This is a genomic window from Aliirhizobium wenxiniae (assembly GCF_014201355.1).
Classification (GTDB): domain Bacteria; phylum Pseudomonadota; class Alphaproteobacteria; order Rhizobiales; family Rhizobiaceae; genus Neorhizobium; species Neorhizobium wenxiniae.
In genome coordinates this window covers 217827-241539 of sequence record NZ_JACHEG010000007.1, presented here as the reverse complement: position 1 = coordinate 241539, position 23713 = coordinate 217827, and the positions used below count along the sequence as shown (strand labels likewise).

General features: G+C 60.6%; 22 protein-coding genes. 11 read left to right on the top strand and 11 right to left on the bottom strand.

Annotated features, from left to right (window positions below):
* Window positions 1–55: 55 nt before the first annotated feature.
* Together HNQ72_RS24145 and HNQ72_RS24140 are read left to right on the top strand one after the other, a co-directional pair.
* Complete coding sequence (locus HNQ72_RS24145) at window positions 56–916, top strand: SMP-30/gluconolactonase/LRE family protein (RefSeq protein ID WP_183996090.1); 861 nt, start codon at window positions 56–58, stop codon at window positions 914–916.
* Window positions 917–972: 56 nt separating this feature from the next.
* The gene (locus tag HNQ72_RS24140; protein ID WP_183996088.1) at window positions 973–2640 is read left to right on the top strand and encodes an acyltransferase; all 1668 of its coding nucleotides are present in this window, start codon (window positions 973–975) and stop codon (window positions 2638–2640) included.
* Between the two features lie 19 nt (window positions 2641–2659).
* On the opposite strand, the gene HNQ72_RS24135 is transcribed toward HNQ72_RS24140, so the two are convergent.
* Window positions 2660–3559: a LysR family transcriptional regulator gene (locus tag HNQ72_RS24135; protein ID WP_183996086.1), complete on the bottom strand. Its 900-nt coding sequence runs from the start codon at window positions 3557–3559 to the stop codon at window positions 2660–2662.
* Window positions 3560–3679: 120 nt separating this feature from the next.
* Here HNQ72_RS24135 and HNQ72_RS24130 point away from each other — a divergent pair, with 120 nt between their 5' ends.
* Entirely contained in the window at window positions 3680–4612 is a 933-nt protein-coding gene (locus HNQ72_RS24130) for a VOC family protein (protein ID WP_183996084.1), read from the top strand.
* Window positions 4613–4664: 52 nt separating this feature from the next.
* On the opposite strand, the gene HNQ72_RS24125 is transcribed toward HNQ72_RS24130, so the two are convergent.
* Entirely contained in the window at window positions 4665–5228 is a 564-nt protein-coding gene (locus tag HNQ72_RS24125; protein WP_183996082.1) for a hypothetical protein, read from the bottom strand.
* A gap of 234 nt (window positions 5229–5462) precedes the next feature.
* Here HNQ72_RS24125 and HNQ72_RS24120 point away from each other — a divergent pair, with 234 nt between their 5' ends.
* The 8 genes from HNQ72_RS24120 (at window position 5463) to HNQ72_RS24085 (ending at window position 14621) form a co-directional block, all read left to right on the top strand.
* The gene (locus HNQ72_RS24120; RefSeq protein ID WP_244654506.1) at window positions 5463–6374 is read left to right on the top strand and encodes a helix-turn-helix domain-containing protein; all 912 of its coding nucleotides are present in this window, start codon (window positions 5463–5465) and stop codon (window positions 6372–6374) included.
* Window positions 6375–6840: 466 nt separating this feature from the next.
* Window positions 6841–7542, top strand: coding sequence for a hydrolase (locus HNQ72_RS24115; protein ID WP_183996078.1), 702 nt, complete (start codon window positions 6841–6843; stop codon window positions 7540–7542).
* A gap of 64 nt (window positions 7543–7606) precedes the next feature.
* The gene (locus tag HNQ72_RS24110) at window positions 7607–7897 is read left to right on the top strand and encodes a XapX domain-containing protein (RefSeq protein ID WP_183996076.1); all 291 of its coding nucleotides are present in this window, start codon (window positions 7607–7609) and stop codon (window positions 7895–7897) included.
* Entirely contained in the window at window positions 7897–9879 is a 1983-nt protein-coding gene (locus HNQ72_RS24105) for an amidohydrolase (RefSeq protein WP_183996074.1), read from the top strand. The genes HNQ72_RS24110 and HNQ72_RS24105 overlap by 1 nt, the downstream gene beginning before the upstream one ends.
* Window positions 9880–10197: 318 nt before the next feature.
* The gene (locus HNQ72_RS24100; RefSeq protein WP_183996072.1) at window positions 10198–10641 is read left to right on the top strand and encodes a DoxX family protein; all 444 of its coding nucleotides are present in this window, start codon (window positions 10198–10200) and stop codon (window positions 10639–10641) included.
* Window positions 10638–12236 carry an MFS transporter gene (locus HNQ72_RS24095; RefSeq protein WP_183996070.1) on the top strand — a complete coding sequence of 533 codons (1599 nt, stop codon included), beginning with the start codon at window positions 10638–10640 and terminating at the stop codon, window positions 12234–12236. The genes HNQ72_RS24100 and HNQ72_RS24095 overlap by 4 nt, the downstream gene beginning before the upstream one ends.
* A 313-nt stretch (window positions 12237–12549) precedes the next feature.
* On the top strand, window positions 12550–13386 hold the full coding sequence (locus HNQ72_RS24090) for an alpha/beta fold hydrolase (RefSeq protein WP_183996135.1): 837 nt from the start codon (window positions 12550–12552) through the stop codon (window positions 13384–13386).
* Window positions 13387–13616: 230 nt separating this feature from the next.
* The gene (locus tag HNQ72_RS24085; protein WP_183996068.1) at window positions 13617–14621 is read left to right on the top strand and encodes a LysR family transcriptional regulator; all 1005 of its coding nucleotides are present in this window, start codon (window positions 13617–13619) and stop codon (window positions 14619–14621) included.
* Between the two features lie 82 nt (window positions 14622–14703).
* On the opposite strand, the gene HNQ72_RS24080 is transcribed toward HNQ72_RS24085, so the two are convergent.
* From HNQ72_RS24080 to HNQ72_RS24040, 9 genes are all read right to left on the bottom strand, one after another.
* Window positions 14704–15102 carry a RidA family protein gene (locus HNQ72_RS24080; RefSeq protein WP_183996066.1) on the bottom strand — a complete coding sequence of 133 codons (399 nt, stop codon included), beginning with the start codon at window positions 15100–15102 and terminating at the stop codon, window positions 14704–14706.
* A complete protein-coding gene (locus tag HNQ72_RS24075; RefSeq protein ID WP_373289480.1) occupies window positions 15087–16100 on the bottom strand; it encodes an ABC transporter ATP-binding protein in 1014 nt (337 codons plus the stop codon). Before HNQ72_RS24075 ends, HNQ72_RS24080 begins: the two co-directional genes overlap by 16 nt.
* Window positions 16100–17074, bottom strand: coding sequence for an ABC transporter ATP-binding protein (locus HNQ72_RS24070; protein WP_183996064.1), 975 nt, complete (start codon window positions 17072–17074; stop codon window positions 16100–16102). Before HNQ72_RS24070 ends, HNQ72_RS24075 begins: the two co-directional genes overlap by 1 nt.
* The gene (locus tag HNQ72_RS24065; protein WP_183996062.1) at window positions 17071–18612 is read right to left on the bottom strand and encodes a gamma-glutamyltransferase family protein; all 1542 of its coding nucleotides are present in this window, start codon (window positions 18610–18612) and stop codon (window positions 17071–17073) included. The genes HNQ72_RS24070 and HNQ72_RS24065 overlap by 4 nt, the downstream gene beginning before the upstream one ends.
* Window positions 18609–19529 carry a polysaccharide deacetylase family protein gene (locus tag HNQ72_RS24060; RefSeq protein ID WP_183996060.1) on the bottom strand — a complete coding sequence of 307 codons (921 nt, stop codon included), beginning with the start codon at window positions 19527–19529 and terminating at the stop codon, window positions 18609–18611. The genes HNQ72_RS24065 and HNQ72_RS24060 overlap by 4 nt, the downstream gene beginning before the upstream one ends.
* 15 nt (window positions 19530–19544) lie before the next feature.
* Window positions 19545–20330: an SDR family NAD(P)-dependent oxidoreductase gene (locus tag HNQ72_RS24055; protein WP_183996058.1), complete on the bottom strand. Its 786-nt coding sequence runs from the start codon at window positions 20328–20330 to the stop codon at window positions 19545–19547.
* Window positions 20331–20337: 7 nt separating this feature from the next.
* Entirely contained in the window at window positions 20338–21207 is an 870-nt protein-coding gene (locus HNQ72_RS24050; RefSeq protein ID WP_183996056.1) for an ABC transporter permease, read from the bottom strand.
* Complete coding sequence (locus HNQ72_RS24045; RefSeq protein WP_183996054.1) at window positions 21204–22130, bottom strand: ABC transporter permease; 927 nt, start codon at window positions 22128–22130, stop codon at window positions 21204–21206. Before HNQ72_RS24045 ends, HNQ72_RS24050 begins: the two co-directional genes overlap by 4 nt.
* A gap of 73 nt (window positions 22131–22203) precedes the next feature.
* Entirely contained in the window at window positions 22204–23712 is a 1509-nt protein-coding gene (locus HNQ72_RS24040) for an ABC transporter substrate-binding protein (RefSeq protein WP_183996052.1), read from the bottom strand.
* Window position 23713: the final 1 nt, after the last annotated feature.

Here is a 23713-nt window from a genome sequence, read left to right as displayed (position 1 = left end):
TAGTCATATGATGACATGCGCGGCAGCATTTCGGGAGGATGCAGGCGTCATGCCCATGAATGATATTTTCGATCAGCGTCGTTGCGAACTTGGAGAGGGTGCCTTCTGGCATCCGCAGCGTCAGCAGTTTTTCTGGTTCGATATCGTCAACAATCTGCTCCTGAGCCGGGAAGGCGACAAGCCGCTTGAATGGGCGTTCGATGAAAATGTGTCGGCGGCCGGCTGGCTTTCCACCGATGAATTGCTGATTGCGGGAGAGAGCGGCCTTTCGAGCTTCAATCTTGTGTCGGGAAAACGCGGGTCTGTGGCTGCATTCCCGCATGATCCAAGCCTGCGCTCTAATGACGGGCGGGCCGACCCCTATGGCGGTTTCTGGATCGGCACGATGGGTAAGCGCTCGGAACAGGAAGCCGGGGCGATATGGCGTTACTGGCGCGGCGAGTTCCGCATCGTCTTCGGCAAGATCAGCATCACCAATGCCATTTGCTTCGACGCCGAGCGCTCGCTCGCCTATTTCTCCGATACCCGCCAGAAAAAGATCTGGCGCGTCCGGCTGGATGAGCAAGGTTGGCCGTCGGGCGAGCCGGACCTGTTCGTCGACCTGACCGAGGCCGGCCTCAATCCTGATGGCGCGGTGATCGATGCCGCCGGTAACCTGTGGAGCGCGCAGTGGGGCGGGCGTCGCGTCGCCTGTTACGCATGGGAGAGTGGAGAAGAAATCGCCGCCGAATATTTCGAGGCGACGCGCATATCGTGCCCGGCTTTCGGCGGTGCGGATATGCAAAGCCTTTTTGCAACCTCGGCCTGCCAGGGCATGAGCGTCGAGGCACGCGAAGCCGAACCGCTGGCCGGCATGACCTTCGAGCGCAAACTTGCGGTGCGCGGCGTTAGCGAGCCGCAGGTCATCCTGGGCTGACCGCCGTTGCTCCGGCAGACTGAACTTGATGCTGCAGGCATGAACAGGAAAATCGGATGACCCACGCAATGCACGAAGATTCCGATGTTGACGAGGCGGTTCTGGATCGCAAGGCTCGGCTGGAATTCATGACCTGGGAGCGCAAGCCGGCCGAAACCGATAGTGCCGGCCAGAGGGCATTGAAGCAGAAGCTTGCGCGCTCCGCCAATGCGCGGATTGCCGACACGGCCTATATCGCCGAAGACGCCCGTATATTCACCACGTCGCTCACTGTCGGCCACCGTTCCTGGATCGCGGCCCATGCGCTGGTTCGCGGAGATATCGAACTCGGCTCGAACTGCTCGGTCAATGCCTATGCCTGCATCTCGGGAAAGGTACGCTGCGGTGATGGCGTGCGTATTGCCTCGCTGGTCTCGATCGTCGGCTTCAATCACGGGTTCGATGACCCCGATACGCCCATCAATGATCAACCGCACGAGATCAAGGGCATCGTCATCGGCGACGATGTCTGGATCGGCGCAAATGCGGTCGTTCTCGATGGCGTGACGATCGGCAATGGCGCGGTGATCGCGGCAGGCGCGGTCGTCAACAAGGATGTTCCGCCGCTGGCGATCATGGCCGGCGTGCCGGCAAAACTTATCCGCCGCCGCGGCGAAAAGCCGATCGCTGCAAAATCCCGCCGTGGCGAAGTGGAAAAAGCGCTTCGTGCGATTAGCGACATGGCGGAAGGCCAGTGGCGGGATGTTTTGAGCCACTATCGCCGGTCTCAAGGTTATGTCTCTCCCGATGCGAATGGTGCCGCCCGCGAGAGCGTCCGGCATCAATGTGATGCGATAGAAATTGCCGCAGGTTTTGGAGAGGCTCCTTCTGGTGACGAGGCGAAGGCGATCATCGATCGCCTGCAGTCGATGCAGGACCCGCAGACCGGGTTGTTTCCCGATCCCTTTACGCCCCCGGATCCTTCCCAACCCGTCCTGGAAGATAACCTCTCCCTCTATAATGTCCTTGCCGCCGGTTATGCCCTCGAAGTTCTTGGGTCCAGGCCGAGATACCCGATCGCCAGTGCGGAGATGGATGCGGTTTCCCTATGCGACTGGCTGGACGCTTTGCCGTGGAAGAACCGAGCCTGGCGCTGCGGCGATCGTATCGATGGCATCGCCACGGCGCTTTATTTCAATGCGCGATATTTCGAAAGTGGGAGGGGACGCGAGGTTCTGTTCGGATGGCTGGCGACCCATGTCGACCGCGCCACCGGCCTCTGGGGCAGGCCGACCGCGGAGCAGGGGCTTCTGCAGCCGATCAATGGGTTTTATCGCCTCACACGCGGAAGCTATGCGCAATTCGGCTTGCCCGTTCCGCATCCGGATGCGGCGATCAATTCGGTTCTGACCCATTACCGGAATTATGAGGGTTTTTCCGACGACAACTACACCGCCTGCAATCTGCTCGATACGATCCACCCCCTCTGGCTTTGCCTCAAGCAGACGGATTTCATGCGCGCCCAGGCGGAAGCCGTGTCCGAAAGCATCATCCTGCGCGCGCCGGAACGCTGGCAGGCCGGAGCCGGTTTCGCCTTTGCGGATGGCCAGGAGGCCAGCCTGCAGGGCACCGAAATGTGGCTTTCGACGCTGCATCTCGCCGCCGACCTTCTAGGCCTGAAAGAGCAGTTCGCCTTCGTGCCGCAAGGCGTACATCGCACCCGCGCTGCCGGGCTGGGGATTTAGCCCGCCCGTCGGCCGGTTCTCAATCAAGCATGACCATATGCGACGCGACCTGTTCCTCGAAGAATTTCGAGAAGGAGGCGATGCGTGGTGGCAGGGCCTGATAGGGTGGATAATAAAGCGTCAGCCAGAGCTCCGGCGGCGCCCAGCCCTGCAGGACATGAACGAGGCGACCGGTCCTCAAATGTTCGGCGATGTGGAAGCCGGGCAGCATCGCAACGCCGGCGCCATCGGCCGCCATGTCGGCAAGCACTTCGCCATTGTTGGCGCTGAAGGCCCGGCCTGCCGAGATCGTCATGCTCGATCCGCCATCCGACAGAACCCAGTTCTCCCGACGGCTTTCGCCGCTATAGGCAAGGCAGTCATCGGGCGAAAGCTCGCTCGGATGCTGCATGTCGACGAAACGGCTGCCGGGGGCGGCAACCAGAATGCGCGGCACGACGCGGATCTTGCGCCAGATGGTGAACTTGTCGGAAGGTTGCGACGAGATGCGGATCGCCAGATCGTAATCGTCGTCGACGATGTTGACGAGACCGTCCGAGAGCGAGATCTCGAAACTCATCTTCGGATACCGTTCCTTGAAACCCGAAAGGATAGGCGGCAGCACCGCCTTGCCGAACCATGTCGGAGCGCTGATCCGCAGCCGCCCCTCGTCCGCCTTGTGGGCGTTCATCACGTCCTTGCGGGCATTTTCGAGCGCTTCGATCGCCGGCTGAACCTGTGCGGCAAAAATCGCGCCGTCTGTCGTCAGCGAAACCTGCCGTGTGGTGCGGACGAAAAGCTGGACGCCGAGATCTGTTTCCAGCGCCGCGATGGCGCGTGTCACCGCCGCCGGCGTCATGTCCAGTTCGCGGGCGACCTGGGCGAAGTTCCGCTTTTCGGCAGCGAGCAGAAAGATCTTGAGGGCTTTATAGTCGTTCATCTCGATTATTTCAAAATTTGCAATTCAATCAAAAGTAATATTGCAATTCCGCAGCCTGATCAATCGGCCTAAATCTCTGTCCACGAACACAGACAAACGCCGAGAAAGAAAGGCACTCAGATGATCAAGGATATCAAGGGACTGCACCACGTCACGTCGATGGCGTCGGATGCCCGTCAGAACAACCGCTTCTTCACAGATACGCTTGGCCTGCGCCGCGTCAAGCAGACCGTCAATTTCGACGACCCGAGCGTCTACCATCTCTATTACGGTGACGAAAACGGCTCTGCCGGCACGGTGATGACCTATTTCCCCTTCCAGCACATGATGCTCGGTCGTCCGGGCGTCGGTGAGGTCGGCGAAACCCAGTTCTCCATTCCCAAGGGCGGGCTGAAATTCTGGCAGGACCGGTTTGCAGCGCAGGGCGTCGATGGGCTGGAAAGCGATACGGTCTTTGGTGCCAAGCGTTTGAAGTTCATGGGGCCGGATGGCGATGGGCTTGCGCTGATCGAATCCGCCGATGACAACCGCAAGCCTTGGCTGGCGGAAGGCATTCCCGACGATGCGGCGATCCGCGGTTTTGCCGGTGCACGCTTCAATCTGCATGACACGGCTGCGACGGAAGAACTGCTCGGTTTCATGGGCTACCAGCGCGCTGAAACCGAAGGTGATGTCACCCGCTTCATCATCCCAGGCGGTAACGGCGCCGATACGATCGATCTCGCCGCATTGCCCAAGACGCCGTTTGCCCGGCAGGGTGCAGGCTCCGTGCACCACATCGCCTTTGCCGTCGATAACCGCGAAAAGCAGCTGGAGGTGAGAAAAGCCCTGATGGATACCGGTTATCAGGTCACCCCGGTCATCGACCGCGATTATTTCTGGGCGATCTACTTCCGCACGCCGGGCGGCGTGCTGTTCGAAATCGCCACGAACGAGCCGGGCTTCAACCGCGATGAAGATACGGCGCATCTGGGCGAAGTGTTGAAGCTGCCGACCCAGTATGAGCCGTTCCGTGACCGGATCGAAGCCAATCTTGAGCCGCTGGCCGCCTGACGGGGTTCGGTAGAGAGAGCAAAACGCCGCGTGTCTTAACGACCGCGGCGTTTTAGTGCCTATGCCTGGAGCGCCCGTAACGCTGTGCGATATGGGCGTTGAATGCCAGCGCCACATGGACGAGAAGCCGGTCTCTGACATCGTCGGCCATGTCGAAAAGTGGCATCAGGGCGGCCCCGATATCCCGCACCGTCGGGTCTTCGATCCCGCGACAGATCGCCAGGTCGTCGACACGCGGCTCGCCGGCCTCATCTGCAAGTTCCGCCAGATGTTGGCGCGGAACGTGGAAGACGAGCGCTTCGAAACTGCCACGGATGGCAATGCCGGCGCCGTGTTTCAGGCTGATCAGACAGATCGATCCTTTCGGATAGAGTTTCAGCGGTGCCGGCGGCCGATCGGGCCAGACATCGCGATGCTCGACATCGATCAGGTAAAGCACGACGAGAAACGCATCATCGGCCGGCAGGATGACGGGGTGGTCCGTATCCTCGTAGTGACGCCAGAGGTGAGTGATGGAAAGTTCGGCTCTGCGAAGCGGCCTGGTCGTCAGAGATCGGGCATTATCTGTCCCGAAATAGTCTGCGATCTTCTCGCCTGCGGGCAATGCTTCACTCACATCTGTCTCGCTTGTTCCCGTATCGGCGTACAGCTCGAACCGGGTGCTGGGAAAAGTTGTAACTGCCAATCAGTAGTTTCGACTTAAGCGGTATGGCGAAATCAATCATAATCGACAATCATAAGCGTTATAGAACGGAATAGACCAAATCTCGCAGCCATGGCATCAAAACGCTTGTTGCCCTTTGGTTGCTCCATAGTCGTCCTTGAACGGTTGAAAGAGAAAGTAGGGCCCTTGCTCCGTAAATCCATTAGCGGGACGAACTCTTCTGTCGGGCAGACGACCGACAGTTTCGGTTGCCCGTTCGACAAGCTCTACAAGGATCAATCGCTTCACGGTGCGGATATCTCGTTTTTCCGCAAGGGCACGCGTGACGACAGGATCGAGCAGGTCGTGACACCGGCGAGCGACCGCGGTTTTGCCATCGGCATATCGACTGTCCCCGGCCACTCGCGTCGGATTTTTCACGAACATCACGCGACTACCCATGTGTTCGAGGAGGACGCTCTCTACATTCGCAATCTCGCGGAGCCTTACAAAGCGGATCTCAACGGGGCTTTCGACATGCTCCTGCTCGAGATTTCCCCGGCTTCGCTCATCAAAATTGCCCAGGAAGCCGACTTTTCCGGCGTGACCATGCTCAACGCGGAAACCGCGTCGACCGACCCCGTCCTCGCCAATCTCGTCCGAGCGCTCGTGCCGGCGCTGGAGCGACCGGAAGACGCGAGCAGGCTGTTCGTCGACCAGCTGGCAACGGCGATCGGTACCCATCTGGTTCAGCGTTACGGCGGCAAGACGCAGGCATCCTCGACGAGATCGCGAAAACTGTCGCGCTCACACGAGGTCCTCGCCAAGAACCTCCTACTCGAAAACCTCGATGGGCAAATATCCATTCTGGATGTCTCGCGCGCCTGCAATCTGTCACGCGGCTATTTCATTCGCGCCTTTCGCGAAACGACCGGTGTGACGCCCTATCAATGGCTTCTTGCCGAGCGGATCACCCGCGCGCGGGAAATGCTGCGCAGCTCCGAGGCTCCGCTTTCCGAAGTGGCAATCGCCTGCGGCTTTGCCGACCAGAGCCATTTCACCCGGGTTTTCACCAATGTCGTGGGGACCACGCCGGGCCATTGGCGGCGCAACGCCTGAGGCGACTTCTCCATCCGTTTAATCGTTGCCGCTGGCTGGCCCGCAAGTCCGCCGGCGACCGTCTGTTTTTGCCATTTGGCAAATCTAACGTTCCTTACGTCCAATTCACCGGACTTTGAGACAAGACCATTTTCTTCAATTGAGCGATTTTCTGCACCGTCGAACGATCACCATTGGAGCTTCAGCCCAAGACACGACAGGAGCCGGAAAAACGCAAGGCGATAATTTCAGAAATCGCAATTCACTCGCAATTAATATTGCAATTCCGTGAATTTCGAAATCGCTTTAGGTTTGTTTTCAGCAGCCAAGACGAACGAGAGTGGACGGAGCTGCAAAGCTTAAAAAGGCTCCAGACACTCACGAACCTCCTGAGACGAGCGCCGACACCCCGGCGCCCGGTCGGCAGGTGCTGCCCAGTCAAAACCTGCCGCATCAGCGGTTCAACAAACGCACAGAGGAACCTCAAATGTCCAAGCTCGAAGTCCTGACCCCGAAGAACAGCCAGCTCATCTTCATCGACCAGCAGCCGCAGATGGCTTTTGGTGTCCAGTCCATGGATCGCCAGGTTCTGAAGAACAATGTCGTCGGCCTCGCCAAGGCAGCAAAGATTTTCAATATCCCGACCACCATCACCACGGTCGAAACCCTTTCCTTCTCCGGTCACACGTTTCCTGAACTGCTCGCCGTCTACCCGGAGAACGACATCCTCGAGCGTAGCTCGATGAATTCCTGGGACGACCAGAATGTCCGCGACGCGCTCGACGGACACGCCGCCCAAGGCCGCAAGAAGATCGTCGTTTCAGGCCTGTGGACCGAAGTCTGCAACACCACCTTCGCGCTGTCGGCAATGAACGATCGTTCCGACTTCGAAATCTACATGGTTGCCGATGCCTCCGGCGGCACGACGGCCGACGCCCACAAATACGCGATGGACCGCATGGTTCAGGCCGGTGTCATCCCGGTCACCTGGCAGCAGGTCTTGCTCGAATGGCAGCGCGACTGGGCACACCGCGAAACCTATGACGCCGTCACCTCGCTCGCCAAGGAACATTCCGGCGCCTACGGCATGGGCATCGATTACGCCTACACCATGGTTCACGATGCCGCCGAGCGCGTCACCCACGGCAAGCGCATCGGCCCGAACCCGGCCCAGATCAACGGCAAGTAAGGCCTGATGGAACCGCTCCGATAACCCCAATCGGAGCGGTTTCCGCATCACCGAGGAGGTTTCCATGAAAGTCTATCTTTTGTCGCTTGGCGCCGGTCTTCTGGTCGGTATCGTCTACAGCCTTCTGAATGTCCGCTCGCCCGCTCCGCCGGTCATCGCCCTTGTCGGCCTGCTCGGCATTCTCGTCGGCGAGCAGATCATCCCGCTTGCGAAAACGCTCTGGAGCAAGGAGCCCGCGGCGATCTCGTGGATCCACCAGATCAAGCCGCACATGTTCGGCCATTTGCCGAAAGGCAGTGAGCGGACCGCCGATCTCGCCACCCACCAGACATCATCCGTAGAGGAGAAGAGCTGATGCCCACACGTCGAACCCTTCTCGGCGCGGCGTCCAGCCTCGCCTTCCCGTCGCTTTTCTCGTCGGCCCGCGCTGCCGATCCCGTCAAAACCGGAACCGATATGATGCATCCCGACACCATTCTCCATAACGGCCGCGTCACCACGCTCGACCGCACCAATCCCAATGCCACGGCAATCGCCATCAAGGACGGCCTGTTTCAGGAAGTCGGCACCGATGCCGAGATCATGGCGCTTGCCGGTCCGCAGACGAAGATCGTCGATCTAAAGGGCAAGCGCGTTATGCCTGGCCTGATCGACAACCACACCCACGTCGTGCGTGGCGGTCTGAACTACAATATGGAACTGCGCTGGGATGGCGTCCGGTCGCTTGCCGACGCCATGGACATGCTCAAGCGCCAGGTGGCAATCACGCCCGCACCGCAATGGGTGCGTGTCGTCGGTGGCTTTACCGAACACCAATTTGCCGAAAAGCGCCTGCCGACGATCGAGGAGATCAATGCGGTCGCCCCCGATACGCCTGTCTTCCTCCTGCATCTTTATGACCGCGCGCTCTTGAATGGCGCCGCCCTTCGCGCCGTCGGTTACACCCGCGACACGCCGAACCCTCCGGGCGGCGAGATTACTCGCGATGCCAACGGCAACCCGACCGGCATGCTGCTCGCCAAGCCGAATGCCGGCATTCTTTATTCGACGCTCGCCAAGGGCCCGAAGCTGCCCTTCGACTATCAGGTCAATTCCACCCGTCATTTCATGCGCGAACTCAATCGCCTCGGCATTACCGGCGTGATCGATGCCGGTGGTGGCAACCAGAATTATCCGGACGATTACGAAGTCATCCAGAAACTGTCGGACGAAAACCAGCTCACCGTCCGGCTTGCCTACAATCTCTTCACCCAGAAGCCGAAAGAAGAGAAGCAGGACTTCCTCAACTGGACGTCTTCGGTCAAATACAAGCAGGGCAACGATTATTTCCGCCACAACGGTGCCGGTGAAATGCTCGTCTTCTCCGCTGCCGATTTCGAGGATTTCCGCCAGCCGCGCCCGGAAATGGCGCCGGAAATGGAAGGCGAACTGGAAGAGGTTGTCCGGGTTCTTGCCGAAAACCGCTGGCCCTGGCGCATGCACGCCACCTATGACGAGACCATCTCGCGTTCGCTCGATGTCTTCGAAAAGGTCAACAAGGATATTCCACTCGAAGGCCTCAACTGGTTCTTCGACCATGCCGAAACTATCTCGGAACGTTCGATCGACCGCATTGCGGCACTTGGCGGCGGTATCGCCACCCAGCACCGCATGGCCTATCAGGGCGAATATTTCGTCGAGCGTTATGGTCATGGCGTTGCCGAAGCCACTCCGCCGATCCGCCGCATGCTCGACAAGGGCGTCAATGTTTCGGCCGGCACGGATGCTACCCGCGTCGCCTCCTATAACCCCTGGGTTTCGCTGTCCTGGATGGTGACGGGCAAGACGGTCGGCGGCATGCAGCTTTATCCGCGCGCCAATTGCCTCGACCGCGAAACCGCACTGCGCATGTGGACCGAAAAGGTCACCTGGTTCTCCAACGAGGAAGGCAAGAAGGGCCGTATCGAGAAGGGGCAGTTCGCTGACCTCGTCGTGCCGGACAAGGACTTCTTCGCTTGCGCCGAGGACGAGATTTCCTTCCTCACGGCGGAGCTGACCATGGTCGGCGGCAAGATCGTCTACGGTGCCGGTGACTTCAAGGCGCTGGACGAAAACGACATTCCGCCTGCCATGCCCGACTGGTCGCCGGTGCGCAAGTTCGGCGGTTACGCCGCCTGGGGCGAGCCGGAAGGGGCGGGTGCCCGCTCGCTGCGTCGCACCGCGATCTCGACCTGCGGCTGCGCCAGCGATTGCGGCGTCCATGGCCATGACCACGCCGGTGCCTGGACCTCGAAACTGCCGATTGCAGATCTCAAGGGCTTCTTCGGGGCGCTCGGCTGCTCCTGCTGGGCGGTGTGAGGAAGAAGGTCGTTCTTTCGTGGAGCGCAACGTCAAACTGGAACGTCATCCTCGGGCTTGTCCCGAGGATCTGTCCACGTCGACCAATGCGCAATCGGCCAATGGCTTAGATCCTCGGGACAAGCTCTCGAGGATGACGCCGAGTACAAAGCAGGCATCGCAATTCCATTGAGCAGCCATCTCCATTTAATTGCGTGAATCGCAATTAAATATCAATTTTTGATGCAATTGTTGGCGGCAATGTTTCCGGCCAATATCGCTCCATCAGCCGACAACAGCGCCGCTCGCTTCGACCGGCAAAACCTTAGAGGAGCAGACATGACCGCCCACTCCCCATCCGCAACACAGCCGAAGGCCTTGCTCGCCCGCATCGTTGCAGCACCTGCAACACGCACGGCAGCACTTCTCGCGCTCTGCGCCGCCTATATCCAGGGGCCGCTCACCAAGATCTTCGATTTCAACGGTGCTTTGGCCGAGATGGATCATTTCGGTCTGCACCCGGCAGCCTTCTTCGCGGTCGCCGTCATCGTCTTCGAACTGACGGCCTCCGCCATGGTCGTGTCTGGCTTTCTGCGCTGGGTCGGTGCTCTGGCGCTTGCAGGCTTCACGCTTCTCGCAACCTTCATCGCCCTTCGCTTCTGGGAAATGGCCCCCGGCATGGATCGCATGATGGCGACCAATGCCTTCTTTGAACATCTCGGCCTCGCTGGTGCTTTCGTCATCGTCGCCGCAATCGATCTCACCAAGGGAGAGGGCAAATGAGCGCTCCAAAGTCTTCTGGGGGTAGCTTCGCCCCTCTCGCCCAACCGGTTTTTGCAGTCCTCTGGGCCGCGACCGTTCTCGGCAATACCGGCAGCTTCATGCGTGATGTCGCCAGTTCCTGGCTGATGACGGACCTTTCCGCCTCGCCAGCCGCAGTCGCCATGGTTCAGGCGGCGGGCACACTGCCGATCTTCCTCCTCGCCATTCCGGCGGGCGTACTCACTGACATTCTCGACCGCCGCAAATTCCTGATCGCGGTGCAGATCCTGCTGGCATCGGTCAGCCTCACACTGATGGCGCTTGCCCATACCGGCCTTCTGTCGATCAGCTCCCTCATCGCGCTGACATTCGTCGGCGGCATCGGTGCGGCCCTGATGGGGCCGACATGGCAGGCGATCGTTCCCGAACTCGTGCCGCGGCAGGATGTAAAAAGCGCCGTGGCGCTCAACTCGCTCGGCATCAATATCGCCCGGTCGATCGGCCCGGCCGCCGGTGGTCTGCTGCTTGCCGCCTTCGGGGCAGGCGTCACCTATGGTGCCGACGTTGCGAGCTATCTCGTCGTTATCGCCGCCCTCGTCTGGTGGCCGCGTGCAAAAGGCGCCAATGACGCTCTGGCGGAAGGTTTCTTCGGCGCTTTCCGGGCGGGCCTTCGTTATACCCGCGCCAGCCGCCCGCTGCATGTCGTGCTTGCCCGTGCCGCGATCTTCTTTGCCTTTGCCAGTGCCGTCTGGGCGCTTCTGCCGCTCGTTGCCCGTCAACTTCTTGGTGGTGATGCCAGCTTCTACGGCATCCTGCTCGGTGCGGTCGGTGCCGGTGCCATCGGTGGTGCCCTTGTCATGCCGAAACTGCGCGACCGACTGAATGCCGATGGGCTTCTGCTTGGTGCTGCAATCGTCACCGCGCTCGTCATGGGCATTCTTGCTCTGGCTCCGCCGAAGTGGGTGGCGCTTGTCGCTCTTCTCTTCCTCGGTGCCGCATGGATCACCGCATTGACGACGCTGAATGGTACCGCGCAGGCAGTCCTTCCCAACTGGGTGCGCGGTCGCGGTCTCGCCGTCTACCTCACCGTCTTCAACGGCGCGATGACGGCAGGCAGCCTTGGCTGGGGCGCGGTGGGTGAAGCCGCCGGCATTCAGGGTACGCTGCTGATCGGCGCTGCCGGATTGTTGGTCGCCGGTTTCATCATGCATCGCCTGAAACTGCCCACCGGCGATGCCGACATGATCCCGTCCAACCATTGGCCCGAGCCGCTTGTCGCCGAACCCGTCGCCCACGATCGTGGTCCCGTGCTGATCCTCATCGAATACCATGTCGAAAAGCACCATCGCACTGCCTTCCTGCATGCTCTCGATGAACTCTCCCAGGAGCGCCGCCGTGATGGTGCCTATGGTTGGGGCGTGACGGAAGACTCGGCCGATCCGGAAAAACTGGTCGAATGGTTCATGGTCGAATCCTGGGCCGAGCATCTGCGCCAGCACAAGCGGGTCTCGAATGCCGATGCCGATCTGCAGGGCAAGGTGCTCGCTTATCACACCGGCCCGGAAAAGCCTGTCGTGCGCCACTTCCTGACGATCAACCGGCCCGGTGCAGCTTGAGCAGAGACGGAGAGGCGGCATCCGCCGCCTCTCGCGATAATTTCAAAAATCGCAATTAATTCTAAATTATTGATGCAATTGTTGGCGGCAATATTTTTCGACAATATTCGGTGCATCAGACGCGCATACCTTGGCTTTCACAACCACACGGACACCCCCGGAGTTCACGATGACCAACCCGATCCTCCCTCTCACCCGCCGCGGCGCTTTGCTCTCCGGTGCTGCCGCTGCTGCAACTCTCGCAATTCCAACCTCGTTCACCCTTGCAGCCAATGCTGCATCCACCAAGCACCCCACTGAAGGAAACAAGACCATGGCTTATGTAACCACCAAGGACGGCGTCGAAATCTTCTACAAGGACTGGGGCCCGAAGGATGCCCAGCCGATCGTTTTCCATCACGGCTGGCCGCTGTCGTCGGACGACTGGGACGCGCAGATGCTGTTCTTCCTCTCCAAGGGCTATCGCGTCGTCGCCCATGACCGCCGTGGCCATGGCCGTTCTGCCCAGGTCTCCGAAGGTCACGACATGGATCATTATGCAGCCGACGCCTTCGCCGTCGCCGAGCATCTGGACCTGAAGAATGCAGTCCATATCGGCCATTCTACCGGCGGCGGCGAAGTTGCCCGTTATGTCGCCAAGCATGGCCAAAAGGCCGGCCGTGTCGCCAAGGCGGTTCTCGTCTCCGCCGTCCCGCCGCTGATGCTGAAGACGGATGCGAACCCGGAAGGCCTGCCGATGGAAGTTTTTGACGGCTTCCGTTCCGCCCTTGCCGCCAATCGCGCGCAGTTCTTCCGCGATGTTCCGGCCGGCCCGTTCTACGGTTTCAACCGTGATGGCGCCAAGGTTCAGGAAGGCGTGATCCAGAATTGGTGGCGTCAGGGCATGATGGGCGGCGCAAAGGCCCATTACGACGGCATCAAGGCCTTCTCCGAAACCGACCAGACGGAAGACCTGAAGGCGATCACCGTACCGACGCTGGTGCTGCACGGCGAAGATGACCAGATCGTTCCGATCGCTGATGCGGCCCTGAAGTCGATCAAGCTTTTGAAGAACGGCCAGATCAAGACCTATCCCGGCTTCTCGCACGGTATGCTCACCGTCAACGCCGACGTCCTGAACGCCGATCTTCTCGCCTTCATCAAGGGCTGAACTGGTTCATTTCTGAATAGTGGGCCGCGGCAGTGCAATGCCGCGGCCCTTTTGTATACCGGGATAGTGTGCAGTGAGAGATTTGTCGGCGTTTCATGACAACGATCAATCTCCCCCTGCTCTCGATGCTTTAGCCATGATTTCGATCCCCCGCCTCGGCGGACGGCATTTCGCAATGCCCGCCCTCAGGCGATCGAAATGAAACGTCTATGCGAAAGAGCCCGGTTCCCATGGCCCTTCCTCCCAGCTCCCGCCAGGTGCGCGCCTTTCTGGCCCTTGTCCATCATTTGAAATTCACCCGCGCTGCCCAGGAACTGAACGTTTCCCAGCCGACATTGACGGTGCAGATCAACCAGCTCGAGGAGCAGCTTGGCATCAAGCTCTTCGACCGCAACAAGCGGCGCGTCGAGCTGACACCGGCCGGGCGCAACATCCTGCCGCTGATGGAGCGCCTGTCGATGGATATGGACGAGATCCTGCTCGCCGCGACGGATCTCACCTATGCCCGCAGGGGTATCGTCAAGATCGCCGCCCTGCCATCGGTTGCGGCAAGTTTCCTTCCGCGTGCGATCATGGTTTTCCGCGATCAGAACCCCGGCATCGAGATCAATGTCTGGGATGTCGTCGGTGAAGACATTATCAAGCTCGTGAAAGCCGAAGAGGTCGATTTCGGCATCGGCACGCGCATCAGCTCCGACCGGACGATCAAGGTCGAGGATTATGTGTCGGATAGCCTCTGTGCGTTCTTTCCTGTCGGTCACCCGCTGGCCAATGCTGCGCCGGTCCTGCAGATCAGTGACTTTGCCTCCTATCCGCTGGTGCTGACACGAAAAAACAGCACCGTTCGGGTGCTTTTCGAGCGTTCGATGGAGCGTGAAGGCTGCGAGGTGAGCGTCGTCATGGAAGCCAACTACATGTCGACGGCGCTGAGCATGGTGCGGGCAGGGGTCGGAGTCGCGATTCTGCCGACATCTGCTGTCGAGGCAGGTAATATGACAGGTCTTGCCTACAAGCTCGTGGATGCTCCTTGGTTCAATCGCCGTGTCGGCATTATCCGTAAGGCGGACCGTTCACTCCAGCCGGTTGCGCAGCGTTTTATCGAAACGATGCACAGCATGCCGGATCTTCGCACCGACGAAAGTTTCAAATCCGTCCGCAGGCTCGATAAGGTGCCGGCCAGAATATCGGGACCGGGGGGCGGCAGATCGGATGGCTTCCTGGCCTCTGTTCCGTGAGGGTGGCCTGAGCGGCCGCGGCCAGTTCCACTGAACTGGCTTTGAACCGCACATGCCTCTGCGCACAATCTGTGGCCTAACCTCACGCGGCGGCGATTGCCTCGATCTCAAGCAGCCACTCGGGATCGTAGACATCCGTGATGATCGTCGAGAGAGCGACAAGATGTTCGCCCATCACCTCGAAGCGCACCTTTGCGTTGATATCGCGGTCTTCGTAGCGCTTGAGGAAGGTCGTAACCTTCACCAGGTTTGATAGGCCCATGTCGGCAGCTTCGAGCTGCGCGATGAGATTGGCCCAGCAGAACCGTGCTTGTTCTTCGAAGCCGGCCGGAACCTTGCCTTGCCCGTCGGCTGGAATTTGTCCGCTGATGAACAGCAACCTGCTGTGACCGGACAGGTCTACCGCCTGGGAATAGCGCCGATGCAGGGATTGCGGTGCATTCTGTGCATTGACCGGCGTGATCCTCAGTCCTCCGCCCATGCTATCGTCCCTTCCTCGTTAATCCTGTATGCGCGCACGTGGCATGCGGCCTGTTGTTTTTCACCAACCTTCACCAGTGGCGGCGGCGCCTGCCGGCAGATTTCTTCAGCCAGCGGACAGCGGGTGACGAAAGAACACCCGGCCGGCGGATTGGCCGGGCTTGGCAGATCACCCGTCAGAACGATTCTCTTGCGGGCTCTTTGCGCAACAGGATCGGGCAGGGGCACCGCCGAAAGAAGCGCCTCGGTATAGGGATGGACTGGCCGCGCGAAAACCGCTTCCGTAGGCCCGGTCTCAACCAGTTTTCCCAGATACATGACCGCCACGCGATCGGCGAAATGACGCACGACTGAAAGATCGTGACTGATGAACAGGTAGGAGAGGCCGAAGCGCCGCTGCAGGTCGAGAAGCAGGTTGAGGATCTGCGACCGGATCGAGACGTCGAGCGCCGAAACCGGCTCGTCGAGAATGAGCAGTTTCGGCTGCAGTGCGAGCGCCCGTGCAATGACGATACGCTGTCGCTGTCCGCCGGAAAAGGCGTTCGGCCGCCGCTCGGCATGCTGCGGATGCAGGCCAACAAGCGAAAGCAGTTCGGCTACCCGCTCGGCCCGCGACTTCGCATCGCCCACGCCATGGATCGCCAGCGGTTCGGCAATGCTGTCGCCGACCGACATTTTCGGGTTGAGCGCCGAAACCGGATCCTGAAACACGGTCTGGATATCGCGGGAAAGCCGGATGCGGGTCTGACGTTCTCCATGCCTGACCTCCTCGCCGGCAAAGGAGATCGTGCCGGCTGTCGGGATCTGCATGCCGAGGACGGCGGCGCCGAGCGTCGATTTCCCGCAGCCGCTTTCGCCGACCAGCGCCATGCTTTCGCCGGGCGCGATATCGAAATCGACACCGTCCACGGCCTTCACGTAACGGATATCGCGGCCCCACAGGCCTCTGCTGATCGGAAAATGGACTTTCAGTCCACGGACGGAGAGAAGAGGAGCCATCAGACAAGCGCCTCCACGCGATCGCTATGCCAGCAGGCAGCGCGGCCGGTGTCGGGCCGTGGCGCAAGTGCAGGCAATTCTGTCAGACACTTGTCGCCGGCCACCGGACAGCGCGGGTTGAAACGGCATCCGGCTGGCCATGCGCCGATATCGGGGACCGTGCCCTCGATGACCGGCAGTTCGGTCTTCGCCTGTCCATCGAGCCGGGGAATGGTGGAAAGAAGAAGGCGCGTATAGGGGTGGCGCTGGCTGGCAAAGATCGTCTCGACCGGTGCCTCCTCGACGATCCGGCCGGAATACATCACCGCAACGCGGTCTGCCATATCCGCGACCACGCCCATGTCGTGGGTGATCAGCAGAATGGCCGTGCCCGTCTCGTCCCTCAGCCGTTTCATCAGTTCCAGGATCTGCGCCTGGATCGTTACGTCGAGCGCGGTTGTCGGCTCGTCGGCGATCAGGAGTTTCGGTCGACAGATCAGAGCCATGGCGATCATCGCGCGCTGGCACATGCCGCCGGAAAGCTCGAAAGGATATTGGCGGTAACGCAGTTGCGGTTCGGGAATGCCGACCTCCGCCAGCATGTCGATCGCGGCGGATTTTGCCTCGCGCGAGGACACGCCGCGATGGATGATCAGGCTTTCCTCGATCTGCCTGCCGATCGGCATCAGCGGATTGAGCGAGGCGATCGGTTCCTGGAAGATCATTGCCAGTTCCGCGCCGCGCAACAGCCGTCGCCGTTCCTCGCTGATGCTGACAAGATCGGAGCCGCCGAGCTCCACTCTGCCCCTGTCTATCTTTGCCACCTTGGGAAGCAGCCCCATCACGGCAAAGGCGGTCATCGACTTGCCGCAGCCGGATTCTCCGACCAGCGAGAGGATCTCTCCCGCGCCGATCGCAAGCGAGACCCCGTCGACCACCGTATTGCCGCGGATCGAGACTGAAAGATCGCTGACGTCCAGGACAGGTCCGGTCATCGGGCCTCCTCGGCCGTCGCAGCCCAGGGATGGTTCGGGTGAGCCATGGCGACGAACTCATTGCCATCGCGCATCACCGCGGAAGGGATGGCGAAATTGACGGGATAAAGCGTGTCCTCGACGATCTCGACCGGAAACTCGCCGGACAGCCGGTTCGCAACATCTGCCTGCGCCCGGCGATCGACCATGATCGTCACCCCGCTTGCATCGATGCGTGGGCTCATGAAGGCGTCTTCCAGCGACAGTCCGAAACAAGCAACATAGGAGAGAAGCTGTACGACGGCAGGCATGATCTGCCGCCCGCCCGCGGCGCCAAGCGCCATATAGGGTTTCCCGTCGCGGGTAGCGATGATCGGGCACATGTTGGCGAGCGGTCGCACGCCCGGTGCGATCGAATTCGGCTGCCCCTTGCGCGGATCGAACCACATCATGCCATTGTTCATCAGGAACCCGGTCTGTGGCAGCACCACTTTCGAGCCGAAGCGGGAAAGCAGCGTATTGGTCAGCGACACCATCGTACCGGTGGAATCGACGACGCTGACATGGGTGGTGCAGCTTCCACCACCGGCATGGCCGAGGCTGCGCAGACGATGTTCCGATGCCCGGCGCAGCGCTCGCGCAAAGGCGAGCGCGCTTTTGCCGGACAAAGCATCTTCTGTCGGCAAGGTCTTGTCTAGTTCGGAAATCGCGTCGATCATCGTCGGCCCGCCGGACAGGCCACCCATGGCGTAGATGTCGAGGCCGCGATAGCCGTGTTTCAGCGGTTCGAGCCAGCGCGGACGGTAGCTTGCCAAATCCCCGGCACCGATGCGCGATCCGCCATCCTGCAGATCCGCCACGATCTTGCGGGCCGTCTCGCCCTCATAAAAGTCGCGCGCCCCGGCCTTTGCCAGCCGCTCCAGCGTTACAGCCTTTACCGGCATCGGCAGAAAAGCCTCGACGCCGCGTTCGGGCGCACGAGGCGGACGGCCATCGACAAGGAATATCTCTGACGACGCGGGGAAACGCGACAAGCCTGCGGCATCGATTGCCAGAGCCAGGACGGTAAACCAGTCGAGTTTCGTTCCCCGACGCGCATGTTCGATCGCCGGCTGCAGCGCCTCTTCCCACGTCAGTGTTCCGAATTTCTCCAGCGCTTCCGCCAGTCCCGCGATGGCGCCAGGGGTGCAGATCGACGAATAACCGATCAGATTGCGGTCACCGGTAATCGATGGCCAGTTGAACCAGTCGCCGTCGCGGCCGGCAGTCAGCGGATAATCTTCCGGATCGAGTTCCTGCGCCGAAATCACGTTGAAATCGAGCGTATCGACCACGCCGGTTGCGCCGTCCGCCCGCAGCATGAAACCACCACCACCGATGCCGGAAAGCCAGGGTTCGACGATGCTGAGCACCAGTGTGGTCACGACCGCCGCGTCGACGGCATTGCCGCCGCGCGAAAGCACTGCGGCGCCAGCCTCGGCTGCGAGTCGGTTCTGGCAGGCGACCAGCCCGTTGCGGCTGCGGGTCTCGCCCTTGCGGATGGTCCAGCTCTCGGTCATGCGTTCTTTCCAAATCGCCGCGCGCCGATCGGCTGCGGTATTCTTGCCTCGACGGCGAAGCGGTTTTGATTGGCAGAGCCCTGATGGAAACGGGCGATCTCGTCTGCGGTCGCGACCCAGGCGGTCGGTTCGTCTGCAATTTCCTGCAGAAGGTCTTCGAGCAGCGCGATGCGCTGGGCGCGACCGGAAATCCAGTCATGCACGGTCAGGGTGAAGAGACCGCCGAAACGGTGCAGGGTGCGCCACTCCGATTTCCAGTCCTCCAGCACCATGCGTCCGGATTGCATCGGAAAACGATCCCGCCCGCCGCCCTCGAACTTGAAGAAGATAGCGTCGTCGACGGCCCATTGAACCGGGATCTCCGTCACGCCCTCAATCTCGTAAGGATGGTCGAAACCGGAGAGCGAGCTGTCATAGCTGAGCCCCAGCCGCCTGACCTCGGACAGCATATGCGGTGTCATTTCCCAGGCGGGCGAGCGAAAGCCTGTCGGGCGCTTGCCTGTCTGCTTGACGAACAGTTCGAGGCTCGCTTCGATCGCACCGGTAAACTCTTCATCGGAAATTTCCGAGACGATCTCGTGGAAATAGCCATGCAGGCCGATCTCGTGCCCGGCATCCAGCAGGGTGGGCAGCATGTCCGGATGCTGTTCCGCGACATGGCCAGGCACGTAGAAACTGGCCTTGAAGTCGAAACGAGCGAAAAGTTCGACCAGCCGCCACAGTCCGGTACGTGGGCCGAAATTGCGGATCTCGTGGGTGCCGAGCCGCTGCGGCGCACTATCACCCTGCGACCACAAGAACGGCGAGTTGGCATCGACATCGACGGACAAAAGCACAGCGGATTGCTTTCCCTCCGGCCATTGGTAGGCAGGGAAGGCGGAAAGTGGTGCGGCCGGATCCTGCTTCTGTTCTGGCATGGCTTCCTCCTCGGCCTAGAGGGCTTTCTTCTTGTCTTGATAGACGGCGAGCGAGCCGATCGAATTGCCGCCATCAACGGCAAGCGTCGCACCGGTAATGTAGGATGCAGCGGAAGACGACAGGAACAACACGGCATTCGACACATCGTCGCTGCTTGAGGCACGGCCGAGCGGAATGGCGTCGGTCACTGTCTTTATGTGTTCTTTGCTCAGGGCGCTGACGTTGCTGCCGGCTGCAAAACCCGGCTCGACGATATTGACGCGAATGCCGTATTCGGCGAGCTCGATGGCAAAGCCCTTGGTCAGCCGGTCGAGTGCTGTCTTGGACGTCGAATAGGTCACGGCGGTGCGCCGCATCTTGCGGGCGGCACCGGAAGAGATGTTGACGATCGAGCCCTTGACGCCCTTGTCGACCATCTGTCGGGCAAACAGCTTGGAGAGATAGAACGGCGCTCTCAGGTTCACACCCATGATGGCGTCGAAATCGTCAATGTCCATGTCGAGCAGAAAGCCCGACGGATAGATGCCGGCATTGTTGACGAGAATATCCGGCGCGCCCCAGCGCTTGGCGATCTCGCCGGCGAAACGATCCATGTCGGGCGAACTCATCAGGTTCGTCGTGATACCGAAAGCCTGATCTCCGTAGATGCCAACGGTCGCAGCCAGCGCCTCGGCGCGGTGGTCGGTGAGGCAGAGTTCTGCGCCGGCCTCCGCGAATGCCTTGGTTATCCAGCCGCCGATGATGCCGCAGGCACCGGTTACGATGACCTTCTTGCCGGCAAATTCATTTTTGAAATCCATGTCGGGATTACCTTGCTTTCGGATCGAGGCGATCACGCACGTGGTCGCCGATCAGGTTGATCGATAAAACGAGAAGGAAGAGCGCAAGACCCGGGAAGGTGGCGATCCACCATGCCGTTGCCACATAGTTTCGGCCGGTCGAAAGCATCGCGCCCCAGCTTGCCGTAGGCGGCTGGACGCCGAGCCCGAGGAAGGAGAGCCCGGCTTCGAAAAGCACCATCAGGCCGAATTCGAGCGTCGCGACGACAGCAAGCGAGCCTGCAATATTGGGCAGGACATGGCGGCCGAGAAGCCGCAGCCAGCTCGCGCCCATGAAATGCGAAAGCCGTACATAGGGCATGTTGGCGACCGAAAGCGTCTGTCCATAGGCGACGCGGGCATAACGTGGCCAGCGGGTCAGCGCCAGCACGATGACCACGTTGACGAGGCCCGGCCCCATCACCGCAACGGTGATGATGGCAAACAGGATTGCCGGCACCGAAAGCACGATGTCGACCAGCCGCATGATGACGATTTCGACCCAGCCGCGATAAAAGGCGGCGATCATGCCTAGAATGCTGCCGAGCGTGCCGGACAGGAGAACCGAGGAAAAGGCGACGAATAGCGAAATTCGCGCGCCGTAGATTAGCCGGCTCAGCACATCGCGTCCGAGTTCGTCCGATCCGAGAATATAGGTGACGCCGCGCGAAACGGTGCCGGGTGCCTTCAGCCGGGCAAGAAGGTTCTGTGTGTTCGGATCGACCGGCGCCACCAGCGGGGCTGCGATCGCGAGCAGCACCATGGCTATGACAATTATGAGGAAGGGCAGGGCAGCCCAGGGGATATTGGAGGACCGCGCCGGTTTGGTAGGCGTGGCGGATTGCGGTTGCGCATTCATGAGCCGGCTCCCATGCGGATGCGCGGATCGATCAGGCTGTAAAGCAGGTCTGCAACGAGGTTCAGGCCGATGGCCGTAATGGCGCCGAGCAGAACTACACCCTGCACCACCATGAAGTCGCGTGCGGTGATCGCCTGTATGGTCAATTGGCCCAGACCCGGCCAGGCAAACACGGTCTCGACAATGACTGCACCCGCCAGAAGATTGGCGATCTCCAGCGCCGAGACCGTCACAACCGGGATCGACGCGTTGCGTAGAAGGTGGCGAAAGATGATGCGGCGCATCGGCAAGCCCTTGGCGTGGCCGGTGCGAACATAATCCTTTTCCAGCTCATCGAGCACGGCAGTTCGTGCGACACGGGCGAAGGTCGCCATGGACAAAAGACCGAGCGCGATCGAGGGCATGACGATGCTCGACAGTTCACGCGCACCCGATGGCGGCGCCCAGCCGAGCCAGACGCCGAACACCATGATCATCAGGATGGCGCTCCAGAAGGTCGGCATGGATTGTCCGGCAAGCACGAGGGCGGAAAGCAAACGCGCGATCGGCTTGCCGCGGCGGATCGCAAGCGTGATGCCGACCGGAATGCCGATCCCGAAGGCCACCACCAGCGCGCCAGCGGCCAGCATCAGCGTATAGGGCACACGGGTCCAGATCAGCTCTGCCACAGGGATGTTCTGCACGTAGCTGCGGCCGAGATCGAAGAACAGCAGGTTTCCGACATATTCGAGATACTGGATGGCGACCGGCCGGTCGAAGCCGAGCGCGATCCTCATCCGATCGATATCCGCCTGCGAGGCATCCATCGGCACCAGCAGCAGCACCGGGTCGCCCGCCAGTCGCTGCAGGAAGAAGATCAGGGTCATCACGCCGAAGATGGCGATCAGCGCTTGCAAGAGGCGCTTGGCAAAGAAGATCGGCACTTGGTTTCCCGCTGGGTTTTCCGCTGGTAGGGAAGGCCGCGATTCGGCAATTGCGGATCGCGGCCGGCTTCCATCAGTCGTTCCAGGACATGCGGTTCAGGAACATGCTTTCGTTGGCGGTCGGCTGCCATTCGAGGTTCTTGGCGCCGCCATAAAGTACGGCGGCTTCGTAGAGCGGCACCATCGGCACGTCGTCGGCGACAAATTTGGCGACGCCGTCATAGGCCTGCTGGCGTTCCTTCTCGTCAAGCGTGTTGCGGGCCGTGACGAGCAGCGCATCGATCTTCGGATCGCGCAGTGACGACCACGAGCTTGAGGAATGCAGAAGCGGGAAGAGGACACCGTCGACATCCTGGCAAGCGCAGGACCAGCGGCCGAAGGCGAAGTTTGCCTGTTGCGCCGGTTCGCTCTGGGCACGCTTCAGATACGCCGCCATGTCGGTCAGCTGGATCTCGACATTGAAACCGACATCGGAAAGCATCTGTGCGAGCGCCTGTACGATACGCTGGTCGAAGACAGGCGAGGTCGCAAACGAAAGCTTGGTCTTGCCGGCGCCTGTCTCCTCGACGATCTTCTTGGCGCCTTCCGGGTCGAATTCCACGTTCTTCAGGTCCGGCACATAACCGAAATAGGTATCGTTCGCCATCTGGGACGCCGGCTTGTCGAAGCCGCCGAGCAGGCCTTCGACAATGCCCTGCTTGTCGATCGCCATGGCGACCGCCTGACGGACTTTCGGGTTGTCGAGCGGCGCAAGCGTCGGGTTGAGCTTCAGATAGGCGATGCGCTCCGTCAGCGCGCTCAGAACCTTGGCCGAACCACTGCCTTCCAGCTGTTTCGCCTGGTCGGCATCGAGTGTCACGATAAGGTCTGCATTGCCGGCCTGAAGATCGGCAAGACGCGTAGCGGCATCGGGAACGGCGCGGAACTCGGCTTTTTCGAACGGTCCCTTGTTGCCCCAGTAATCGGCATTGCGGGTGAGCGCGACCAGCGAACCACGATCCCAGCGGTCGAACTTGTAGGGGCCGGAACCGACGGGTGCCGCATTGAAGGCGTCGTCGCCGATTTTCTCGACCACATGCTTCGGCACGATCGACATCTTTACCAGCTGCGCAAGCAGAACCGGATAAGGTCCATCCGTCGTGATCGTGACCTCGTTCTCGCCGGTAACGGCCGCCGACTTGATCTTGTTGAACTGGCTGAGCTGCGGGCTCTTGAAGGCTGGATCGATGATCCGCGTGACCGAGAAGGCGACATCCTCGGCGGTCAGCTTCTCGCCGTCATGAAACTTTACGTCGCTGCGCAGCTTGAAGACGACTTCGGAGGGAGACTTGTATTCCCAGCTTGTTGCGATCTGCGGTGCGATCTTTCCCGCATCGTCGCGAGTGATCAGGTTGTCGAAGACGTTGCGGTAGACGTAATAGCTGTCGGGGTTCCACTGCTTCTGCGGATCGAGCGAGGATGGCTCGTTCACCAGATCGACGACGAACATGTCCTTGGCGCTCGCGGGGCCGCTAAGGAAAGTTGCGCCGCCCAGAGCGGCAGCAAGCAGAAGTGCCGAAGTAATACGTCTCAAACCTGGCATT

What these genes read in the sequence shown, in the direction of transcription:
- HNQ72_RS24140 (WP_183996088.1), top strand. Translation starts at nt 973, where the DNA reads ATGACCCACGCAATGCACGAAGATTCCGATGTTGACGAGGCGGTTCTG.
- HNQ72_RS24050 (WP_183996056.1), bottom strand. Translation starts at nt 21,207, where the DNA reads ATGAATGCGCAACCGCAATCCGCCACGCCTACCAAACCGGCGCGGTCC.
- HNQ72_RS24080 (WP_183996066.1), bottom strand. Translation starts at nt 15,102, where the DNA reads ATGGGCGGAGGACTGAGGATCACGCCGGTCAATGCACAGAATGCACCG.
- HNQ72_RS24095 (WP_183996070.1), top strand. Translation starts at nt 10,638, where the DNA reads ATGAGCGCTCCAAAGTCTTCTGGGGGTAGCTTCGCCCCTCTCGCCCAA.
- HNQ72_RS24090 (WP_183996135.1), top strand. Translation starts at nt 12,550, where the DNA reads ATGGCTTATGTAACCACCAAGGACGGCGTCGAAATCTTCTACAAGGAC.
- HNQ72_RS24075 (WP_373289480.1), bottom strand. Translation starts at nt 16,100, where the DNA reads ATGGCTCCTCTTCTCTCCGTCCGTGGACTGAAAGTCCATTTTCCGATC.
- HNQ72_RS24070 (WP_183996064.1), bottom strand. Translation starts at nt 17,074, where the DNA reads ATGACCGGACCTGTCCTGGACGTCAGCGATCTTTCAGTCTCGATCCGC.
- HNQ72_RS24110 (WP_183996076.1), top strand. Translation starts at nt 7,607, where the DNA reads ATGAAAGTCTATCTTTTGTCGCTTGGCGCCGGTCTTCTGGTCGGTATC.
- HNQ72_RS24145 (WP_183996090.1), top strand. Translation starts at nt 56, where the DNA reads ATGAATGATATTTTCGATCAGCGTCGTTGCGAACTTGGAGAGGGTGCC.
- HNQ72_RS24085 (WP_183996068.1), top strand. Translation starts at nt 13,617, where the DNA reads ATGGCCCTTCCTCCCAGCTCCCGCCAGGTGCGCGCCTTTCTGGCCCTT.
- HNQ72_RS24060 (WP_183996060.1), bottom strand. Translation starts at nt 19,529, where the DNA reads ATGCCAGAACAGAAGCAGGATCCGGCCGCACCACTTTCCGCCTTCCCT.
- HNQ72_RS24130 (WP_183996084.1), top strand. Translation starts at nt 3,680, where the DNA reads ATGATCAAGGATATCAAGGGACTGCACCACGTCACGTCGATGGCGTCG.
- HNQ72_RS24040 (WP_183996052.1), bottom strand. Translation starts at nt 23,712, where the DNA reads ATGCCAGGTTTGAGACGTATTACTTCGGCACTTCTGCTTGCTGCCGCT.
- HNQ72_RS24115 (WP_183996078.1), top strand. Translation starts at nt 6,841, where the DNA reads ATGTCCAAGCTCGAAGTCCTGACCCCGAAGAACAGCCAGCTCATCTTC.
- HNQ72_RS24105 (WP_183996074.1), top strand. Translation starts at nt 7,897, where the DNA reads ATGCCCACACGTCGAACCCTTCTCGGCGCGGCGTCCAGCCTCGCCTTC.
- HNQ72_RS24100 (WP_183996072.1), top strand. Translation starts at nt 10,198, where the DNA reads ATGACCGCCCACTCCCCATCCGCAACACAGCCGAAGGCCTTGCTCGCC.
- HNQ72_RS24055 (WP_183996058.1), bottom strand. Translation starts at nt 20,330, where the DNA reads ATGGATTTCAAAAATGAATTTGCCGGCAAGAAGGTCATCGTAACCGGT.
- HNQ72_RS24135 (WP_183996086.1), bottom strand. Translation starts at nt 3,559, where the DNA reads ATGAACGACTATAAAGCCCTCAAGATCTTTCTGCTCGCTGCCGAAAAG.
- HNQ72_RS24065 (WP_183996062.1), bottom strand. Translation starts at nt 18,612, where the DNA reads ATGACCGAGAGCTGGACCATCCGCAAGGGCGAGACCCGCAGCCGCAAC.